The organism is Rhizobium sp. PAMB 3182 (genome assembly GCF_052908355.1).
On sequence record NZ_CM128607.1, the window covers coordinates 529045 to 546876 of the forward strand.

General features: G+C 63.4%; 14 protein-coding genes and 1 pseudogene. 8 read left to right on the plus strand and 7 right to left on the minus strand.

Annotation, left to right across the window (positions count from 1 at the left end; all coding sequences use genetic code 11):
- Window positions 1–243: 243 nt before the first annotated feature.
- Window positions 244–1452 (minus strand): N-acetylmuramoyl-L-alanine amidase, encoded by a 1209-nt coding sequence (locus ACU5AZ_RS02715; RefSeq protein WP_446824515.1) that lies wholly within the window; start codon window positions 1450–1452, stop codon window positions 244–246.
- A gap of 667 nt (window positions 1453–2119) precedes the next feature.
- Here ACU5AZ_RS02715 and ACU5AZ_RS02720 point away from each other — a divergent pair.
- The gene (locus ACU5AZ_RS02720; protein WP_446824516.1) at window positions 2120–4912 is read left to right on the plus strand and encodes an Rne/Rng family ribonuclease; all 2793 of its coding nucleotides are present in this window, start codon (window positions 2120–2122) and stop codon (window positions 4910–4912) included.
- Window positions 4913–5052: 140 nt separating this feature from the next.
- Here ACU5AZ_RS02720 and ACU5AZ_RS02725 read toward each other — a convergent pair whose 3' ends face one another.
- Window positions 5053–6165: a pyridoxal phosphate-dependent aminotransferase gene (locus ACU5AZ_RS02725; protein WP_446826091.1), complete on the minus strand. Its 1113-nt coding sequence runs from the start codon at window positions 6163–6165 to the stop codon at window positions 5053–5055.
- Window positions 6166–6418: 253 nt separating this feature from the next.
- Here ACU5AZ_RS02725 and ACU5AZ_RS02730 point away from each other — a divergent pair, with 253 nt between their 5' ends.
- The 4 genes from ACU5AZ_RS02730 to aat all read left to right on the plus strand — a co-directional run bounded on the left by ACU5AZ_RS02730 (window position 6419) and on the right by aat (window position 9865).
- Window positions 6419–7180: a DsbA family protein gene (locus ACU5AZ_RS02730; RefSeq protein WP_446824517.1), complete on the plus strand. Its 762-nt coding sequence runs from the start codon at window positions 6419–6421 to the stop codon at window positions 7178–7180.
- A gap of 229 nt (window positions 7181–7409) precedes the next feature.
- Complete coding sequence (accB, locus tag ACU5AZ_RS02735) at window positions 7410–7883, plus strand: acetyl-CoA carboxylase biotin carboxyl carrier protein (protein WP_446824518.1); 474 nt, start codon at window positions 7410–7412, stop codon at window positions 7881–7883.
- Window positions 7884–7894: 11 nt separating this feature from the next.
- The gene (accC, locus tag ACU5AZ_RS02740; protein WP_446824519.1) at window positions 7895–9241 is read left to right on the plus strand and encodes an acetyl-CoA carboxylase biotin carboxylase subunit; all 1347 of its coding nucleotides are present in this window, start codon (window positions 7895–7897) and stop codon (window positions 9239–9241) included.
- A gap of 9 nt (window positions 9242–9250) precedes the next feature.
- A complete protein-coding gene (gene aat, locus ACU5AZ_RS02745; RefSeq protein ID WP_446824520.1) occupies window positions 9251–9865 on the plus strand; it encodes a leucyl/phenylalanyl-tRNA--protein transferase in 615 nt (204 codons plus the stop codon).
- A 177-nt stretch (window positions 9866–10042) separates the two neighbouring features.
- On the opposite strand, the pseudogene ACU5AZ_RS02750 reads toward aat, so the two are convergent.
- The 3 genes and pseudogenes from ACU5AZ_RS02750 to ACU5AZ_RS02760 form a co-directional block, all read right to left on the minus strand.
- Window positions 10043–10477 (minus strand): annotated as a pseudogene (locus ACU5AZ_RS02750) (DUF2155 domain-containing protein); the annotation flags it as partial.
- Window positions 10478–10622: 145 nt separating this feature from the next.
- On the minus strand, window positions 10623–11018 hold the full coding sequence (locus tag ACU5AZ_RS02755) for an NADH:ubiquinone oxidoreductase subunit NDUFA12 (RefSeq protein ID WP_446824521.1): 396 nt from the start codon (window positions 11016–11018) through the stop codon (window positions 10623–10625).
- 115 nt (window positions 11019–11133) lie between these two features.
- Window positions 11134–11655, minus strand: coding sequence for an N-acetyltransferase family protein (locus ACU5AZ_RS02760; RefSeq protein ID WP_446824522.1), 522 nt, complete (start codon window positions 11653–11655; stop codon window positions 11134–11136).
- Window positions 11656–11714: 59 nt separating this feature from the next.
- Here ACU5AZ_RS02760 and ACU5AZ_RS02765 point away from each other — a divergent pair, with 59 nt between their 5' ends.
- The 3 genes from ACU5AZ_RS02765 (at window position 11715) to ACU5AZ_RS02775 (ending at window position 16239) form a co-directional block, all read left to right on the plus strand.
- Window positions 11715–12116: a hypothetical protein gene (locus tag ACU5AZ_RS02765; protein ID WP_446824523.1), complete on the plus strand. Its 402-nt coding sequence runs from the start codon at window positions 11715–11717 to the stop codon at window positions 12114–12116.
- Window positions 12117–12244: 128 nt separating this feature from the next.
- Window positions 12245–14866: a bifunctional lysylphosphatidylglycerol flippase/synthetase MprF gene (mprF, locus tag ACU5AZ_RS02770; RefSeq protein WP_446824524.1), complete on the plus strand. Its 2622-nt coding sequence runs from the start codon at window positions 12245–12247 to the stop codon at window positions 14864–14866.
- A complete protein-coding gene (locus ACU5AZ_RS02775) occupies window positions 14863–16239 on the plus strand; it encodes a virulence factor family protein (RefSeq protein WP_446824525.1) in 1377 nt (458 codons plus the stop codon). The genes mprF and ACU5AZ_RS02775 overlap by 4 nt, the downstream gene beginning before the upstream one ends.
- 27 nt (window positions 16240–16266) lie before the next feature.
- On the opposite strand, the gene ACU5AZ_RS02780 is transcribed toward ACU5AZ_RS02775, so the two are convergent.
- Window positions 16267–17307 (minus strand): zinc-dependent alcohol dehydrogenase family protein, encoded by a 1041-nt coding sequence (locus tag ACU5AZ_RS02780; RefSeq protein ID WP_446824526.1) that lies wholly within the window; start codon window positions 17305–17307, stop codon window positions 16267–16269.
- 23 nt (window positions 17308–17330) lie between these two features.
- Window positions 17331–17831 carry an N-acetyltransferase family protein gene (locus ACU5AZ_RS02785; protein ID WP_446824527.1) on the minus strand — a complete coding sequence of 167 codons (501 nt, stop codon included), beginning with the start codon at window positions 17829–17831 and terminating at the stop codon, window positions 17331–17333.
- Window position 17832 lies beyond the last annotated feature (1 nt).

Here is a 17832-nt window from a genome sequence, read left to right on the forward strand (position 1 = left end):
ATCGATTTCCCGTCCGGTCGCCTATACCGGAATTCAGGCATAAAAGCGTTGCTCGCCTGGTCGCCGGGCGCCACAATCGCACATGACGCCGCGTTTTGCACGGCAAGGCCGCTAATTCAAGTCGGCTTATCCGCATTCCCCTGCCCCGCGCAATGCTTGAGCACCAATCCACCCCCCGAATGTGAGCAAATTACGGCTCGCGGCCTGCGCCGTTCGACGCACCCGCCGGCCGGCAGCCTCCGCTCAGCCTCCATTCGTCAGCACCGTGGCCTTGTAGCCGGTCACCCCGGCAGCAATCAGGTCGGCCACCTTCTCGCGCCATTCCGTATCCATCAGCAGCTTCTCGTCCTCCTTGTTCGACAGGAAGCCGAGCTCGATCAGGATCGAGGGAATATCCGGCGCCCTCAACACGCGGAAGCCGGCCGAACGCAACGGATTGTTGATCAGCCGGATCTTGCCGTCGAACGAACCGACGACCGACTTGGCGAGCGATATCGAAAAGGCCTGCGTCTCGCGCCGCGTCAGGTCCAGCAGGATGTCGGTGACGTCATCCGGCTCGTCGGCGATGGTGAAGCCGGCCATCGCGTCGGACAGGTTCTCGCGCTTGGCGAGATCGTCGGCGAGCTTGTCCGAGGCCTTGTCGGAGATCGTGTAGACGGTGGTGCCGCGAATGTTGTGCTGGCGCAGCGTGTCGGCATGCAGCGAGATGAACAGGCGCGCGCCCTGCTGGCGGGCGATCTGCACCCGGCGGGACAGGGACAGGAACTCGTCGCCTTCGCGGGTCATGACCACCTTGACGCCGGGAATTTTCCCGAGCCGCTCGGACACGACCTTGGCGAAGGCAAGTGTGATGTCCTTCTCCACGACCTTCGAACCGAGCCCGATCGCACCGGTATCGATGCCGCCATGGCCGGCGTCGACGGCGATGACGAAGTCCGAAGCGTTGGCCGCCAGCGGCTCGCGGCCCGCCACATCGGACGCCTGCGCGGCCGAAGCGCCGTCATCCTGCGCGCCCATCAGGGCCGCAAACTGGTCCGGTGAAATCGCTTCGGCGTCGAGGACGAGCCGATAGCCCTTGTCCTGCTCGTTGTCCTGGACTTCGGACATGGCCAGGCGCACCGGCTTCGGCGCGGTCAGCACCAGGCGGGCGCTGCCGGCATCAATCGCGCCGTAGCGGATGTTGGAGAAGAGACCGCGCGGCTTGAACTCATCGCCCGAAAACTTGAAGTCCGTCCCCGGCAGATCGACGACAACCCGCACAGGATTGTCGAGATAATGGACCTTGAAGTCCGGCTTCTGGTTGAAATCGATCACGATGCGCGTGCGGGCGTCGTCGCCGGCAATGCGCGCATCATAGGCCGTCAAGGCGCTCTCCTTGGCGGAAACCGCAAGCACAGGCAGCGTCAATGCCGCCAAGGCCAGCAGAAACCGCAACAGGCGGAAAAGCCGCATCAAGTATCCCCGTCCAGTCCAGTCGACCAAAATGCAGGCAGAATGCGGATCGACGATCCGGTGTCCCGCCCCAAAACACAATACATGCCATCGACATCCAAATACACCGGGCTTCGAAGGCAGAATCAACATGTCCGGCTAACACGCTGATTCCATCCATATTATGGCAAGCTCGGCTTTTTCCTTGCTATCCCGCGCGAGAAAACATAAAAGGCGATTTAGGTTAGAAGTACCGACGGGACAGAATCACAGGCAGGCTGCCAGCCGTTGTTCAAACGAAGACTGGCGCCGGAAGCGGTGAGACGTCCGCCGTCACAGGTAGATCTATCCGACTGTGAACACTTTTGATTTTCCGGAATGATCCGGAACAATTCCCGGCGAATTATCGCCACCCGCTCCCGAGGGAGCACACTCATCGGATCTTGAGAAAGGTCCATAGAACCGCAAAACTCGTTTTGGCATAGTTGATGGAATTGCAGCGGACAGTACAGAGATTTTCAGAGCAGCGGAGGATTTGTCATCCCGTTGCCGCGACACTGCTGCCCGCCCATACACGCCTAGCGAGGCATCTAAATTCCGGCGCCCGAACCGCAACCGACACCCCCGGCATTCCGAACACGAATGTGGGGTGTTTTTTTGTGCGTCCGCGCCGAGGAGCACAACTTAAATGGCAGACAAAATGCTTATCGACGCGTCTCACGAAGAAGAGACGCGCGTTGTCGTTGTACGTGGGAACCGCATAGAGGAATTCGATTTTGAATCGCAGCACAAGAAGCAGCTGCGCGGCAATATCTACCTTGCAAAAGTCACACGTGTAGAACCTTCGCTGCAGGCGGCCTTCGTCGATTACGGCGGCAACCGTCACGGCTTCCTCGCCTTCTCGGAAATCCATCCCGACTATTACCAGATCCCGCTGGCTGATCGTCAGGCGCTGCTGCGCGACGACGAAGCCGACGACGATCACGATGATGACGCCGGCCACGACAACGACACGGCGGAAACGCCCGCCGCAGTCGCTGCCGAAGCGGCAGCTTCCGAGGCGACGTCGTCGGACGTAGCCGAGGCGGACGCATCGGAAGCTCCGGCGGAAGCCGAAGCCGCGGTCGCGACCGAGGAAGAGCCCAAGAAGGCCAAGAAGCCGCGCCGCAGCCGTGCGAAGCCGAAGAAGGCGAAAGCCGACGAGGACGCCGCAGTTGAAGCCTCGGGCGAAGCAGCCTCCACCGGCGATGACGTCGACGGCGAAGGCAATGGCGACGAAATGGCCGCCATGGTCGACACCGACACGATCTCGGAAGAGGTCGATACCGACGGTGACGACGATGATGATGACGACGATCATCCGCACGAGAAGGAAGAGATCGAAAGCATCGGCGCCGAAGACGCGATGGAAGAGCTGCCGGAACGCCGCAGCAGCCGCCGTCCGCGCAAGCAGTACCGCATCCAGGAAGTCATCAAGCGCCGGCAGATCCTGCTGGTGCAGGTGGCCAAGGAAGAACGCGGCAACAAGGGCGCGGCGCTGACCACCTATCTGTCGCTTGCCGGCCGTTACTCCGTTCTCATGCCGAACACCGGCCGTGGCGGCGGGATTTCCCGCAAGATCACCAATCCGGCCGACCGCAAGCGGCTGAAGGAAATCACCCGCGGCCTCGAAGTGCCGAAGGGCATGGGCGTCATCCTCCGGACCGCCGGCGCCAACCGCACCAAGGCCGAGGTCAAGCGCGATTTCGAATACCTGATGCGCCTGTGGGAAAACGTCCGCACGCTGACGCTGAATTCGACCGCCCCCTGCCTCGTCTATGAGGAAGGCTCGCTGATCAAGCGTTCGATCCGTGACCTCTACAACAAGGACATCAACGAGATCATCGTTGCCGGCGAGGAAGGCTACAAGGAAGCCAAGAGCTTCATGCGCATGCTGATGCCGAGCCACGCCAAGGTGGTTCAGCCCTACCGCGACCTGCATCCGATCTTCTCGCGCTCGGGCATCGAAGCCCAGCTCGACCGCATGCTGCAGCCGCAGGTCACACTGAAGTCTGGCGGCTACATCATCATCAACCAGACCGAAGCGCTGGTGGCGATCGACGTCAACTCCGGCCGTTCGACCCGCGAGCATTCGATCGAGGACACCGCGCTGCAGACGAACCTCGAGGCGGCGGAAGAAGTCGCCCGCCAGCTTCGCCTGCGCGACCTTGCCGGCCTGATCGTCGTCGACTTCATCGACATGGAAGAGAAGCGCAACAACCGGTCGGTCGAAAAGCGTCTGAAGGATTGCCTGAAGAACGACCGTGCCCGCATCCAGGTTGGCCGCATCTCGCATTTCGGCCTTCTGGAAATGTCGCGCCAGCGTATCCGCGCTTCCGTTCTGGAATCGACGACCCAGGTCTGCTCGCATTGCGGCGGCACCGGCCACGTCCGGTCGCAGTCCTCCATCGCGCTCCATGTGCTGCGCGGCATCGAGGAATACCTGCTGAAGAACACCACGCACAATATCACCGTGCACACCACGCCGGACATTGCGCTCTACCTTCTCAACCACAAGCGCCAGTCGATCATCGAGTATGAAGCACGCTTCGGCGTCGCGATCGCGATCGATGCGGACGACAGCGTCGGTGGCAACCACTTCAACGTCGAACGCGGCGAGCCGGTCGAAAACCCGGTCAAGATCGAAAGCCTGATGGCGTTCAAGGTCGAGCCCGAGGAAGACGACGACATTCCGTTCATCGAGGACGAGGATGAAGCCGAAGACGACGTGAAGGCCGAGGCCGAGACCTCCGAAGCCCGCTCCGACGATCAGGGCAATGGCCGCAAGCGCAAGCGTCGCCGCCGGCGTCGTGGCCGCGGCAACCGCGAAGGCGGAGAAGCCAGCCTGGACGGCGATTCGTCGGATAACGGCGATGACGACGGCGACAGCGATGGTGACGACGACGACAGCAACGACACGCAGGCGTCCGCGGGCTCCGAGGCAACCGCTGACGAAGCCGGCGAAGACAAGGGCAACCGCAAGCGTCGTCGGCGCGGCAAGCGCGGCGGTCGCCGCAACCGTGACGGTCTCGACACGAACGAGCAGGCGGCAGCCGACGTCGAAGGCCATGACGGCGCAGACGACGACAGCGACGAAGCGGTCGAGAGCACGGAAGAGGCAATCGCCGACCTGAGCGCCGAGCCGGAAGTGCCGGCAGTCGAGCCGGTCGCCGAAGCGCCTGAGGCCGAAGCTGAGCCCGCTCCGGAAGCGCCGGTCGTGGAAGAGGCAGCGGCAGCGACCGAAACGCAGCCTGTCGAAGAGACGGCCTCCGAGGAGGAAACCGCGTCCGACGAGGGCGAGGAGAAGCCGGTGCGCGCCAACCGCGGATCGAACCTCGCGGCTTCCGAGCCGGTAGTCACCTCCGCCAAGCCAAGCCAGGACAACGAGCAGCCCGCGCCGACCAAGAAGGGCGGCTGGTGGCAGCGCCGCGGCTTCCTGTAAGCCGAGCTGGCCAGAGAATTGAAAAAGCCCGCTGGCGACAGCGGGCTTTTTTGTTGGCTCAAGGCAGGTTGAGAGATTGATTCAAGCGGCTGACAAAATGAGTCAGGTCCGCCCGCCAAGCCGTTGTAATCGAATCACCTTCAGGCGATCCAGCGCGCCAGCCTGTCTGTCGCCTCGACCATTTCCTCGTAGGAACCGGCATAGGAAAACCGCATGGTGCGGTGGCCTTCGAGCGGATCGAAGTCGAGCCCCGGCGTGGCCGCCACGTCGATGTCGGCAAGCATCTTGCGGGCAAAGGCCATGCTGTCATTGGTGAAGCGGCTGACATCGACATAGGCATAGAACGCGCCGTCCATCGGGGACGCGAGGTCGAAGCCGAGCGCCGGCAGACGTTCCAGCAGGAAGGCGCGGTTCTTCGCGTAGGCTTCCTTGTAGACGTCGAGTTCGGCGGTTGCCGTCAGCGCCGCGGTGGCGGCAATCTGCGAAATCTCGGGGGCCGAGATATAGAGGCTTTGCGCCACGCATTCCGTCGGGCGCACGAGTGCCTCCGGCAGCACCATCCAGCCGATGCGCCAGCCGGTCATGCAATAGTATTTCGAGAAGGAGTTGATGATCACCGCGTCGCCGGTCAGTTCCAGCGCGCTCACCTCTTCGCCGGCAAAGGTCAGGCCGTGATAAATCTCGTCGGAAATGAACGCGATGTCGTTGGCCGCGCAATAATCGATGACGGCCTTCAGGGCTTCGCGTCCGGTAACCGTGCCGGTCGGATTGGCGGGGCTCGCAAGCAGGACGCCCTTGAGCTTCACCCCTGCCCGGCTCTGCGCCTCCTCGAGGCTTTCCGGCGTCAACGTGAAGCCAGCCTGCGGTCCCGCAGCCACCTCCAGCACGTTGAGGCCGAGCGCACCCAGAATGTTGCGGTAGGCCGGATAGCCGGGCCTTGCGATCGCCACATGATCGCCGGCGTCGAACAGCGTCAGGAATGCCAGGTTGAAGGCAGCGGACGAGCCGGTGGTCACTGCAATGCGCTCTGGCGCGATGTCGAGCCCGTGACGGGTCTTGTATATGGCCGCGATCGCCGTCTTCAGCTCCGCCGTACCCAGCGCATCGGTATAGCCCAGACGACCGTGGTCGAGCGCGGCACGCGCGGCCGCCAGCGCTGCCTGGGGCGCAGGATGGACCGGCTGGCCGACCGCCATGGAAATGACCGGACGGCCGGCCTTGCGGCGACGCGTCGCCTCGGCAAGGACATCCATGGCATGAAAGGGTTCGACGGACGAGCGCTTGGAAATGGACGGCACTGGCTTCCTCTTTCGGCTTGCTTTTTGGCCCCGGCATCCGCCGGAGAACCGACATGTGCCGCATACGGCGCGCCATCACAATCCCGCGAGGACACCTATTCGCCCAGATTTTGATATTGGCTCCCCGTGTACCTGCCGGCTAATTTGCGCTACGCCATTCGAAAAATGCGCGGAGCCGTCGTCTCCCCGCGTCTGCCAAGAGGATTACATGACGTTGATCAGGAAAACACTTGCCGCTCTCTCGATGACCGCCTTGATCGTGGCGCAGACGCCCGCCCGGGCAGAGATGTCCGATGAGCAGAAGCAGGAATTCGGCGCCTTCATCAAGCAGTACCTGATCGAAAATCCGGAGATCCTCATCGATGTCCAGAAGGCCCTGCAGGACAAGCAGGAACAGGCACAGGTGGCTGCCGCCCAGCAGGCCATCGAGAAGGACAAGAACGAGATCTTCGCTTCGAAGTCCGACCTCGTGCTCGGCAATCCCACCGGCGATGTGACCGTCGTCGAGTTCTTCGACTACAATTGCGGCTACTGCCGCCGGGCGCTGCCGGACATGACCGACATCCTGAAGGAAGACAAGAACGTCCGCTTCGTGCTGAAGGAACTGCCGATCCTCGGCCCCGATTCGACCGCTGCCCACAAGGTCGCGGACGCCTTCCGCCAGATCGCGCCGGAAAAATACGGCGAGTTCCATCTGAAGCTGCTCGGCGGCAAGGGCCGGGCAACGGCCGAGACCGCCACGGCGCTCGCCGTCTCCCTCGGCGTCAGCAAGGAACAGATCGAGAAGACGATCAAGGACTTCCCGAACGACAAGCTGGTCGACCAGAACATCGAGCTCGCGCAGAATCTCGGCGTCTCGGGAACGCCGTCCTACGTGATCGGCGACGAGGCGATCTATGGCGCCGTCGGCAAGGATACGCTCGAAGAGAAGATCGCCAACGTCAGGGCCTGCGGCAAGGCCACCTGCTGATCCCTCCCCCTCATGCCTTCAAACCGCCTTTCTTCTTTGGATGAAAGGCGGGAGTTTACCATTGGGCCGTCTTTGGGCTTTTCCTAGCCCTCAGGCCGGTCTATAGGTGGCCGTTACATAAGGGGCCCAGGCAATTGCGTGCGATCGCGCCAGCCCCATGGTTTTACCAAGGGAGCGGCTCCATGCTCCCGTCTCACTGCTGAATAAGAAAAGAACACAGGGCAAACCCATGGCTGAAAAGAAATCCGGCATCGATAAAGAGCTGATCCGCGATCTTGCCGATATCCTCAACAACACCGATCTCACCGAAATCGAAGTCGAGCAGGACGACCTGCGCATCCGCGTGTCGCGCACCGTGACCGCCGCACCGGCGATGCAGATGCCGTACTACGCTGCACCTCCGGCAGCTGCTCCGGCTCCTGCCGCTCCGGCCGTCGCCGCTGCACCGGCAGCGCCGGTCCGCAACCCGGCGAACACCGTCAGCGCACCGATGGTCGGCACGGTCTACATGTCGCCGGCACCAGGCGCGCGTCCGTTCATCGAAGTCGGCGCGACGGTCAAGGAAGGCCAGACGCTGCTGATCATCGAAGCGATGAAGACCATGAACCAGATTCCCGCACCGCGCTCCGGCAAGGTCACGGAAATCCTGGTCGACGACGCCACCCCAGTAGAATACGGCGAAGCTCTCGTCGTCATCGAATAGGTTCCGGCATCATGATTTCCAAGATCCTCATAGCGAACCGCGGAGAGATCGCGCTCCGTGTGCTTCGTGCATGCAAGGAGCTCGGCATCGCGACGGTCGCCGTTCATTCGACCGCGGACGCCGATGCCATGCATGTGCGCCTCGCAGACGAAAGCGTGTGCATCGGCCCGCCGCCGTCACGCGACAGCTACCTCAACATTCACCAGATCGTCGCCGCCTGTGAAATCACCGGCGCCGATGCGGTGCATCCCGGCTACGGCTTCCTGTCGGAGAACGCCAAGTTCGCCGATATCCTCGACGCCCACGGCATCACCTTCATCGGCCCGACCGCGGACCACATCCGCATCATGGGCGACAAGATCACCGCCAAGCAGACGGCGCAGGAACTCGGCATTCCCGTGGTTCCCGGCTCCGACGGCGAAGTGAAGCCGGAAAACGCCATGGCGGTTGCCCGCCAGATCGGCTTCCCGGTTCTCATCAAGGCCACTGCCGGCGGCGGCGGCCGTGGCATGAAGGTCGCCAAGACCGAAGCCGAACTGGACGAAGCCGTTTCCACCGCCCGTTCCGAAGCGCTTGCCGCCTTCGGCAATGACGCGGTCTACATGGAAAAGTACCTCGGCAAGCCGCGGCATATCGAAATCCAGGTCGTCGGCGACGGCGAAGGCAACGCCATCCATCTCGGCGAGCGCGACTGCTCGCTGCAGCGCCGCCACCAGAAGGTCTGGGAAGAAGCTAATTCGCCTGCGCTCAACTACGAGCAGCGGATGAAAATCGGCCAGGTCTGCGCCGATGCCATGAAGAAGCTCAAATACCGCGGCGCGGGCACGATCGAGTTCCTCTACGAGAACGGCGAGTTCTACTTCATCGAGATGAACACCCGCCTGCAGGTTGAGCATCCGATCACGGAAGCGATCACCGGTATCGACCTCGTGCACGAGCAGATCCGCGTCGCCTCCGGCGGCGGCCTGTCGGTCACGCAGGACGAGGTGCATTTCTCCGGTCACGCGATCGAGTGCCGCATCAATGCCGAAGATCCGCGCACCTTTGTCCCCTCGCCGGGCACGATCACGCATTTCCACGCTCCCGGTGGGCTTGGCGTGCGTGTCGATTCGGGCGCCTATCAGGGCTACAAGATCCCGCCCTACTATGACAGCCTGATCGGCAAGCTGATCGTCCACGGCCGGACCCGCGTCGAATGCATGATGCGCCTGCGCCGCGTGCTCGACGAGTTCGTCATCGACGGCATCAAGACGACGCTGCCGCTGTTCCAGGACCTGATCGGCAACCAGGACATCGCCAATGGCGACTACGACATCCATTGGCTTGAAGAGTATCTGGCGAATAGCGCCGACAGCTAAAGAGCGGCCATGACAAAGCGCAGCAGGAAAACCCGCATCACACCGGAAATCCTGCTGCGCGCTTATTCGATCGGCCTGTTTCCGATGGCCGAATCGGCGGACGATCCGGAAATCTTCTGGGTCGAGCCAGACATGCGGGGCGTCATTCCCCTCGACAAATTCCATGTTTCGAAAAGCCTGAGGAAGACGATGGCGAAGGCTCCCTTCGACATCCGCTTCGACACGGATTTTGACGGCGTGATCTCCGGCTGCGCGGAGGCGACGCAAGACCGGCCGAGCACATGGATCAATGCCACCATCCGCGACCTCTACGCCGCGCTTTTCTCCTTCGGCCACGTGCATACGGTCGAGGCCTGGCGGGACGGCCAACTGGTCGGCGGTCTCTACGGCGTCTCGCTCGGTTCGGCCTTCTTCGGCGAAAGCATGTTTTCGCGCGCCACCGATGCCTCGAAGATCTGCCTCGTGCATCTGGTCGAACGGCTGAGGGAACGCGGTTTCACCCTGCTCGATACCCAGTTCACCACCGAGCACCTGAAGCATTTCGGCGCGATCGACGTGCCGAAGGGCGATTACGGCGAACTGCTGGCGAAGGCCATGCTGTCGGAAAACCTGCCGTTCACTTGAAAAGAATGATCAGAACTTGAGTTCGATGCCGTCGGCCGGCTGGCCCTGCTGGGCAGGATCTACCTGCTGCGGCTCCGGCGCCTGGCCATCCGGGTTCGGGGTCTCGATCGTGCCGAGGGTCTTGACGCTGTCGGCGGTCGGATCGGGCGGTGCGACCTCGTTCTTCGGCGGCACGAAGCCGTCCGGCGGTGGAACGTCCGAGGTCTGCTTGCAATCCTTCAGCCAGACGTCATAGATCGCATGCTCGACGGCGTTGAGGCCCGGGCTGTCGGCGAACATCCAGCCGGTGAAGATGCGGCGGATCTTGCGATTGAGGGTGATTTCGTCGACCTCGACGAAGGAATCGACCTTCTGGGCTTCCTCGTCGTCGCGCGAGTAGCAGACCTTCGGGGTCACCTGCAGCGCACCGAACTGGACGGTCTCGTTGACATAGACGTCGAAGGTGGTGATGCGGCCGGTGATCTTGTCGAGACCGGAGAAGACGGCAACCGCGTTCGACAGCCGATTGGCGGCGGCCTGATGCGGCAGGACCAGCGGCAAGGCAGCAGCGACGGCCACAAGGCCGGCTTTTGCGAGGCTGCGGGCGGCTGCGATCCGCTTCACTTGGTTCATTGCAGGCATTCTCCGGCGCGGCGTCTTGGAAGTGCGTAGGCTGTCACGCCCCTCGATCCGCACCTATTCGACAATTGTGGCCAAAAGGAGCAATTCGCGATCCGAGGCTTGGCCGCGGCATGTGGCGCCGCGGCATGCCCGGTTATCAGGAACCCGGCGTCCAGGCGTCGTAGTCGCCCGTCACGCGCGGACGCTCGCCGACGTGGGCCAGGGAGCCCGGCGGACGATAGGCCGCAGGCGTGCCGGTGGGGTTGGCGCGGTGCGTCTTCTGCCACTCGCGCGGCTTGTAGTCTTCCTTCGACGGCGGCGTGTCGGTGCGGTGATGCATCCAGCCGTGCCAGCCGGGAGGAATCGCGGAAGCCTCGGCGTAACCGTTATAGATGACCCAGCGGCGCTGCAGGCCGTAGGTGGACAGCCCGCCCTCGTAATAGACATTGCCGAACTCGTCTTCGCCGACGCGCTTGCCCTTGCGCCACGTGTAGAAACGCGTGCCGAGCGTCTGGCCGTTCCACCATGTGAAGAGCTGCAGGAGAAACTTCATGCTTATGGTCCCTTGAGAGCCGCCCGCATGGCGGCGCATGCAGGATAAAGAAATTCATGCTCCCGCTTATGCAATCATACGCCGGCGATGTCCAGTGGCGGGACGCCGCATCCCGTCATTTCAGCTTCAGCTTGAAGCCGATGTGGCTGGCGACGAAGCCGAGCCGCTGATAGAAGCGATGCGCGTCCTTGCGGTTGCCATTCGACGAGAGATCGATGAGCCGCACGCCCTCCTTCTCGGCCTCTGCGATCGCGAACCGCATCATGGCGGCGCCGATTCCCCTGCCCCGGCAATCGGCCCGCGTCTGGACGGCGCGCAGCGTCATCGTCGCGCCGCCGCGCGCGGTCATCGTCCTGCTCGTCACCGTCTGGAAGGTGCCGACGACGGCCCCGTCCGCCTCGGCGACATAGAGCCGCTGATGGGAAGAAGCGTCAATATCCTCGAAGGCGCGCCGGTAGTCAGACATCGACGTATCGTCCAGCGTGTCTCCATGTCCGCCGATCTCGTCGGAGGCCAGCATCGCGACGATTGCAAGCACATCCTCCTGCCGCGCCCTGCGGATGACGATTTCCCCCGCCGCCTGCAAACCGCCGCTTGCCGATTTGCACCGAGTCACGGCATCATCCGTCTCATTCATCCGAATATCCTGCTGCTCCGGGAGCCATAGCCATTCGCAAGTTGTACGCGGTTTTTCTGATGACGCTAGCGGCGATGGCGCCTGCCCTCGCCGAAGAGCAGGGACCTGTCGGCATCGCCTTCGTCGAGGCGCCCGAACAGGGTGGCGGCGTTTGCACGGGCAGAGATGCCGCAACGGCATTTTCCTGCGCCCGGGAACAATGCGTGTCGGAGAGCGGCGCGGCGGAGGAAGACTGCCTGTCCCGCACCTGGTGCTTCCCGGCCGGCTGGAGCGTCGATGTCTTCGTCCAGCATCAGGAGGGACCGCACTGGCACGAGGTGCAATGCGGCCTCGACAGCCGCGAGACGGCCATGGCGGTCGCGGCCGACCTTTGCGACAAGAGCCGCCGCCCGTACCTGATCGAATGCGCGGCCACGCAGCTCTATGATCCGGACGGCAACAAGGTCGATGTCTCCCCTTGAGCCTGCCCGGCATTTTGTCGCAGCCGCTGGTCGCCGGGACAATCGCCCCAATTTTGTCGTGATACGGGAAATTGAGTGCGGCCTGACACTCGCCCCTTTCTCTCTGCCTTAAGAAAAACGCACCCAACATGAAGCACAGCGGACCATCGACCGCCCACGACACAGAAGAAGACGCTCCGCACACCTCCCGGCTGCAGCGATTCTTCGAACGATTCCGTGACCAGATACTTCTGGTTTCCATCGTCGCGATCACCGCGGCGACCGCTTTTGCAATCTATACAATGACGGAAGAAGTCCGGCTGGAGGATGTGCAGACGGCGCTTGCCGACACCCCGCTGCATTCGATCGGCCTTGCCCTCATCTTCACGGCCGTGAGCTTCGCCGCCCTGATCGGCTACGACCTCAACGCGATCGACTATGTGAAGAAGGACGGCAAACCGTCGACGCTTGCCGTCGCCGTCACCTCCTTCATGGCCTATTCCGTCGGCAACACCGCCGGCTTCGGCGCGCTCAGCGCCGGCGCGATCCGGCTGAGGGCCTACACCCGGCTCGGCCTGTCGCCGGAGGAAATCGGCCGCGTCATCGCCTTCGTGACCTTCTCCTTCGGGCTTGGGCTCCTGAGCGTCGCCGCGATTGCGGCACTGATCACCGCGCCCCGGATCGCCTCGCTCGTCGGGCTGCACGTCTGGCATGTCCGGCTGATCGCCACCATCGTCGTCGTGGTGATGGGGGCCTTCGTCTATGCCGGCCGCAACGGCCGCAAGATCCGCGTCGCGGGCTTCGTCGTCCGCCTGCCGGACAGCAAGACATCGTCGCGGCAGTTCCTCGTCAGCGCCCTCGACATGGCCGCCTCCGCCAGCATCCTCTATGTGCTGCTGCCGCATTCCTCGATCGGCTGGCCGGCCTTCTTCGCCGTCTTCTCCGTGGCCGTCGGCCTCGGCGTCCTCAGCCACGTGCCGGCCGGCCTCGGCATCTTCGAGACGATCATCGTCTCGGCACTCAGCGGCGAGATCGATGTCGACCGCATTCTCGGCAGCCTCATCCTCTACCGGCTGATCTACAACCTGTTGCCGCTGGTGATCGCGGCACTGGCGATGATCGTCATCGAAGCGCGGCGATTTTCGCACTATCCGGTGGCCAAGGCGATCCGGCAGATCGAATCACGGCTGGCGCCAACACTCTTGTCGACGCTGGCACTGGTGGCCGGCGCCATCCTGATCTTCTCCAGCGTCACGCCGATCGGCGACAGCAAGATCGAGGTGCTGGAAGCTTTCGTGCCGCTGGCCGTCGTCGAAGGCGCGCATTTCATCTCGAGCATTCTCGGCCTCGTGCTGTTCCTCGCCTCGCGCGGGCTGGCGCATAGGCTCGATGCCGCCTGGTGGGTCGCGATCATCACCGCCACCGCCGCGCTGTTCTTCTCGATCATCCGGACGATCTCGCCGGTCGAGACGACGCTCCTGATCGTGCTGATCGCCGGGCTGGCGCTGACGCCGAAACGCTTCCGCCGCCCGGCATCGCTGATCCGGCAGGCCTGGAGCCCGAGCTGGATCGCCGCCATGCTGGTGGTCATCGCCTCGGCAGTGACGCTGATGCTCTTCGTCTATCGCGACGTCGACTACAGCAACGACCTTTGGTGGCAGTTCGAGATCACCGACCAGGCTCCGCGGGCGCTGCGTGCAGCCCTCGGCCTCGCGATTGCCGGCACGGCGGTGGCCGTGTTCAGCCTGTTGCGGCCGGCGCGGCTCAAAAGCTCGCCCATCCGCGGCGTCGAACTGCAGCAGGCGATTTCCATCGTCGAGAGCCAGAACATGGCCGACGCCAACATGGTGCGCATGGGCGACAAGCAGGTGCTGTTCTCCGATAGCGGCAACGCCTTCATCATGTATGCCGTGCAGGGCCGTTCCTGGGTCGCGCTGTTCGATCCGATCGGGCCGGATGCGGAGCGCGGCGAATTGCTGTGGCGGTTCGTCGAACGCGCACATGCCGCCGGCGGACGCGCGGTGCTCTACCAGATCTCGCCCGCCGTGCTTCCCTTCTGTGCCGACATGGGGCTTCGCGCCTTCAAGCTTGGGGAAGCCGCCCATGTCTCGCTGCCCGGCTTCGAGCTCAAGGGCTCAAAGATGGCCAACCTTCGGCAGGCAATCAACAAGGGTGCGCGCGAGGGCCTCGAATTCGAAGTCCTGGCGGCCGAGCAGGTGCCGGGTGTCCTGGCCGAACTCAAGAGCGTTTCAGACGCCTGGCTGGACGAACACCAGACCCGGGAGAAGACATTCTCCTTGGGTTCTTTCCAGCCCGACTACATCGCGTCCCAGCCTGTGGCGGTTTTGCGTATCGACGGCCGCATGGTTGCATTCGCCACCCTTCTTGTGACAGACAGCAAGGTGGAAGGTTCGGTGGATTTGATGCGATTTTCGCCGGACGCGCCGAACGGAGCGATGGATTTCCTGTTCGTCCGCATCATCGAATACATGCGTGACGAAGGCTACCAGAGCTTCAATCTGGGCATGGCGCCGCTGTCTGGAATGTCGCGCCGCGAGACCGCTCCCGTCTGGGACCGGGTCGGCGGGGTGATCTTCGAGCACGCCGAGCGTTTCTACAACTTCAAGGGCCTCAAGGCCTACAAATCGAAATTCGCGCCGAAGTGGGAACCGCGCTACATCGCTATATCGGGCGGCACCTCGCCAATGATCGCGATGATGGATGTAACGGTCCTGATCGGCGGCGGTCTTAGAGGAGTCGTCGGGAAATGACGAAGAAAGCACTATTGCTGTCGCTCACGCTGGCAACGGCCTTGCCGCTCGCAGCTCAGGCCGACTGGGCCACGGTCCCGCCGGCGACCTACGACACCGGCATGATCCCGTCACCGCACATCGCCCGGCCGGACGGCGACATTTCCGCCATGGTCTTCCTGATCTCCGGTCAGGACGGGTGGAGTGCAGCGGACGACAAGCGGTCGCAGGCCCTGGTCGCTGACGGTGCGGCGGTCGTCGGCATCGACTACAAGGCCTACATGGCTTCGCTCGCCAAGGACGACGGCGACTGCATCTACATGATCTCCGACATCGAATCGCTCTCGCAGCAGGTGCAGCGGGCGATCGGCAACACGAACTATCACCTGCCTATCCTGGCCGGCGAAGGAGCCGGTGGCGCGCTGGTTCTGGCGATGATCGCCCAGAGCCCGTTTGCGACGATCGGCGAAGCGATCACCGTCGATCCGACGGACAAGGTGCCGTTGACGAAGCAACTCTGCACACCGGCCGACAAGTCGTCTGTCGGCGGCGGCATCGTGTACGGCCTGACAGACGGCCCCCTGCCCGCGCCGGTGACCGTGATGGAGACGGATAAGCTGACGAAGGCCGGCAAGGCGCATGTCGACGCGCTGGTCGCCTCCCATCCGGACATCGATGTCGAAAGTGGAGACAATTCGGACGGCCAGTTGCTGACCGGCACGGTGACCGACCATATCGACGCGCAGTCCGGCAACGCCAACCCGCTCGGCCTGCCGCTGACCGAGCTGCCAACGACGCCGACGCATGACACGCTCGCCATCGTCTATTCCGGCGACGGCGGCTGGCGCGACATCGACATGCAGCTCGGCACCTATCTCCAGGCGCACGGCATCCCGACCGTCGGCGTCGATTCGCTCAAGTATTTCTGGTCGGAGCGGTCCGCACAGGAGACCGCATCGGACCTTGCCCGCATCATCGAGACCTACCGCAAGACGTGGAAGGTCAAGAACGTCTTGCTGGTCGGCTATTCCTTCGGCGCCGACATCCTGCCGGCCGCTTATGATCTGCTCAGCCCCGCCCAGAAGGCGGAGGTCAAGCAGGTCTCGCTGCTCGCCCTGTCGCATGAGATCGACTACGTGATCTCGGTCACCGGCTGGCTCGGCGCCAAGGGCGCCGGCGCCGGCGGCAAGACGGTCGATGCCGTGGAGAAGATCGATCCGAAGCTGATACAATGCATGTACGGCACCGACGATGATGACGACGATGCCTGCCCGGACCTGAAGCCCAAAGGGTATGAAACGATTGCCTTTGACGGCGGCCATCACTTCGACGGCAATTACGAGGATGTCGGCAAGACGATCCTCGACGGGTTAACGAAGCGGCTGGGGCAGTAACTGCCCCGCCCATATCCCTTCCGGATATCAGAAGCCGGTGATGATGCTGATGCCGGTGCCTTCGAAGCGGTCCATGTTCACGAGCGCTTCGGGGGCTTCGGCGAGCGTCAGCGTCTTGCCGATCAGCTTTTCCGGCTGCAGCTTGCCGGCCTCGATCATCGCGAACATCGCGCCGTAGCGATGGGCCTGCATGCCATGGCTGCCCTTCAGCTCCAGTTCCCAGCCGATCACCCGGTCCATCGGCACCGGCGGGCGCGACTGGTCGGCGAGAAGGAGGCCGACCTGCACGTGCCGGCCGCGGCGGCGCAGGCAGAGGATCGAGTTGGACAGCGTCGTCGGGTGCCCCAGCGCATCGACGGAGACATGCGCTCCACCATTGGTGATCTCGCGGATGGCGGCAGGCACATTGTCGACGGCGCGACCGTTGACGGTGGCGACGGCGCCGAGGCTTTTTGCCAGCGCCAGCTTGTCGTCGGCGAGATCGACGGCGACGACATTGGCGCCCATGGCGGCCGCAATCATGATCGCCGACAGGCCGACGCCACCGCAGCCGTGCACCGCGACCCACTCGCCGGGCATGACGCGCGCCTGATCGACGATCGCGCGGAACGAGGTGACGAAGCGGCAGCCAAGGCCGGCGGCGGTGGCAAACGCCATGCTGTCGGGCAAGCGGACCAGATTGGTGTCGGCATAGTCGATCGCGACATATTCGGCGAACGAACCCCAGGCGGTGAAGCCCGGCTGGAACTGGCTTTCGCAGACCTGGTGGTTGCCGGTCGCGCATTCGTGGCAATGGCCGCAGCCACCGACAAAGGGCACGGTGACGCGGTCGCCTTCGCGGAAACGGCTGACCTGCGAACCGCGGGCGACGACGGTTCCGGCGAGTTCGTGGCCCGGGACATGCGGAAGCACGATGTCGGGGTCGTGACCCATCCAGCCATGCCAGTCGGACCGGCAAAGGCCGGTCGCCTCGACCTTGACGACGACGGCGTGGTCGCCGGGCGTCGGATCGGGCAGGTCCGCAAGGCGCGGCGGTTCACAGAAACGTTCGTAGAAAACGGCCTTCATGCAGGGTCTCCGTCAGGCATGGGTCAGAAGTCGAGTTGCTTTTCCATCAGGATGGCAGGAATCGCCGCCCCCGGCGGGCCGACATTGTCGATCCGGCCGATCGGCTCAAAGCCGAGTGTCTCGTAGAAGGCGATCGCCCGGTCGTTTTCGGCCGTCACCTCCAGCTGCATGGCGGAGGCATCGGGAAAGCAGGTCTCGATCTCGGCGAAAAGGTCCGTGCCGATGCCCTGCCGCTGCCAGATCGGATGGACATAAAGCTGGTGCAGGTTGGCGACGTTGGGACGGTTCTTCGCCATCGCCGCAAACGCCATGCCGGCGATCTGCCGGCCATCGTCGGCCACGAGAAATTCCGACTTCGGACGGCGGAGCCGTTGCTCCAGTGCCTGTGGCGACAACCATGTCTCGATCATCGCCTCGATCTTCTGCGGACCATGAAACGGCGTATAGGTTTCGCGCCAGGTTTCCACCAGAAGCACACGGATCGCTTCGAGATCGGCTTCATTGGCGGAGCGAATGTAGAACATG

Coding starts and splice junctions, on each gene's coding strand:
- ACU5AZ_RS02720 (WP_446824516.1), top strand. CDS start 2,120: ATGGCAGACAAAATGCTTATCGACGCGTCTCACGAAGAAGAGACGCGC.
- ACU5AZ_RS02715 (WP_446824515.1), bottom strand. CDS start 1,452: ATGCGGCTTTTCCGCCTGTTGCGGTTTCTGCTGGCCTTGGCGGCATTG.
- accB (WP_446824518.1), top strand. CDS start 7,410: ATGGCTGAAAAGAAATCCGGCATCGATAAAGAGCTGATCCGCGATCTT.
- ACU5AZ_RS02725 (WP_446826091.1), bottom strand. CDS start 6,165: ATGGATGTCCTTGCCGAGGCGACGCGTCGCCGCAAGGCCGGCCGTCCG.
- ACU5AZ_RS02785 (WP_446824527.1), bottom strand. CDS start 17,831: ATGTTCTACATTCGCTCCGCCAATGAAGCCGATCTCGAAGCGATCCGT.
- mprF (WP_446824524.1), top strand. CDS start 12,245: ATGAAGCACAGCGGACCATCGACCGCCCACGACACAGAAGAAGACGCT.
- accC (WP_446824519.1), top strand. CDS start 7,895: ATGATTTCCAAGATCCTCATAGCGAACCGCGGAGAGATCGCGCTCCGT.
- ACU5AZ_RS02755 (WP_446824521.1), bottom strand. CDS start 11,018: ATGAAGTTTCTCCTGCAGCTCTTCACATGGTGGAACGGCCAGACGCTC.
- aat (WP_446824520.1), top strand. CDS start 9,251: ATGACAAAGCGCAGCAGGAAAACCCGCATCACACCGGAAATCCTGCTG.
- ACU5AZ_RS02760 (WP_446824522.1), bottom strand. CDS start 11,655: ATGAATGAGACGGATGATGCCGTGACTCGGTGCAAATCGGCAAGCGGC.
- ACU5AZ_RS02730 (WP_446824517.1), top strand. CDS start 6,419: ATGACGTTGATCAGGAAAACACTTGCCGCTCTCTCGATGACCGCCTTG.
- ACU5AZ_RS02780 (WP_446824526.1), bottom strand. CDS start 17,307: ATGAAGGCCGTTTTCTACGAACGTTTCTGTGAACCGCCGCGCCTTGCG.
- ACU5AZ_RS02765 (WP_446824523.1), top strand. CDS start 11,715: ATGACGCTAGCGGCGATGGCGCCTGCCCTCGCCGAAGAGCAGGGACCT.
- ACU5AZ_RS02775 (WP_446824525.1), top strand. CDS start 14,863: ATGACGAAGAAAGCACTATTGCTGTCGCTCACGCTGGCAACGGCCTTG.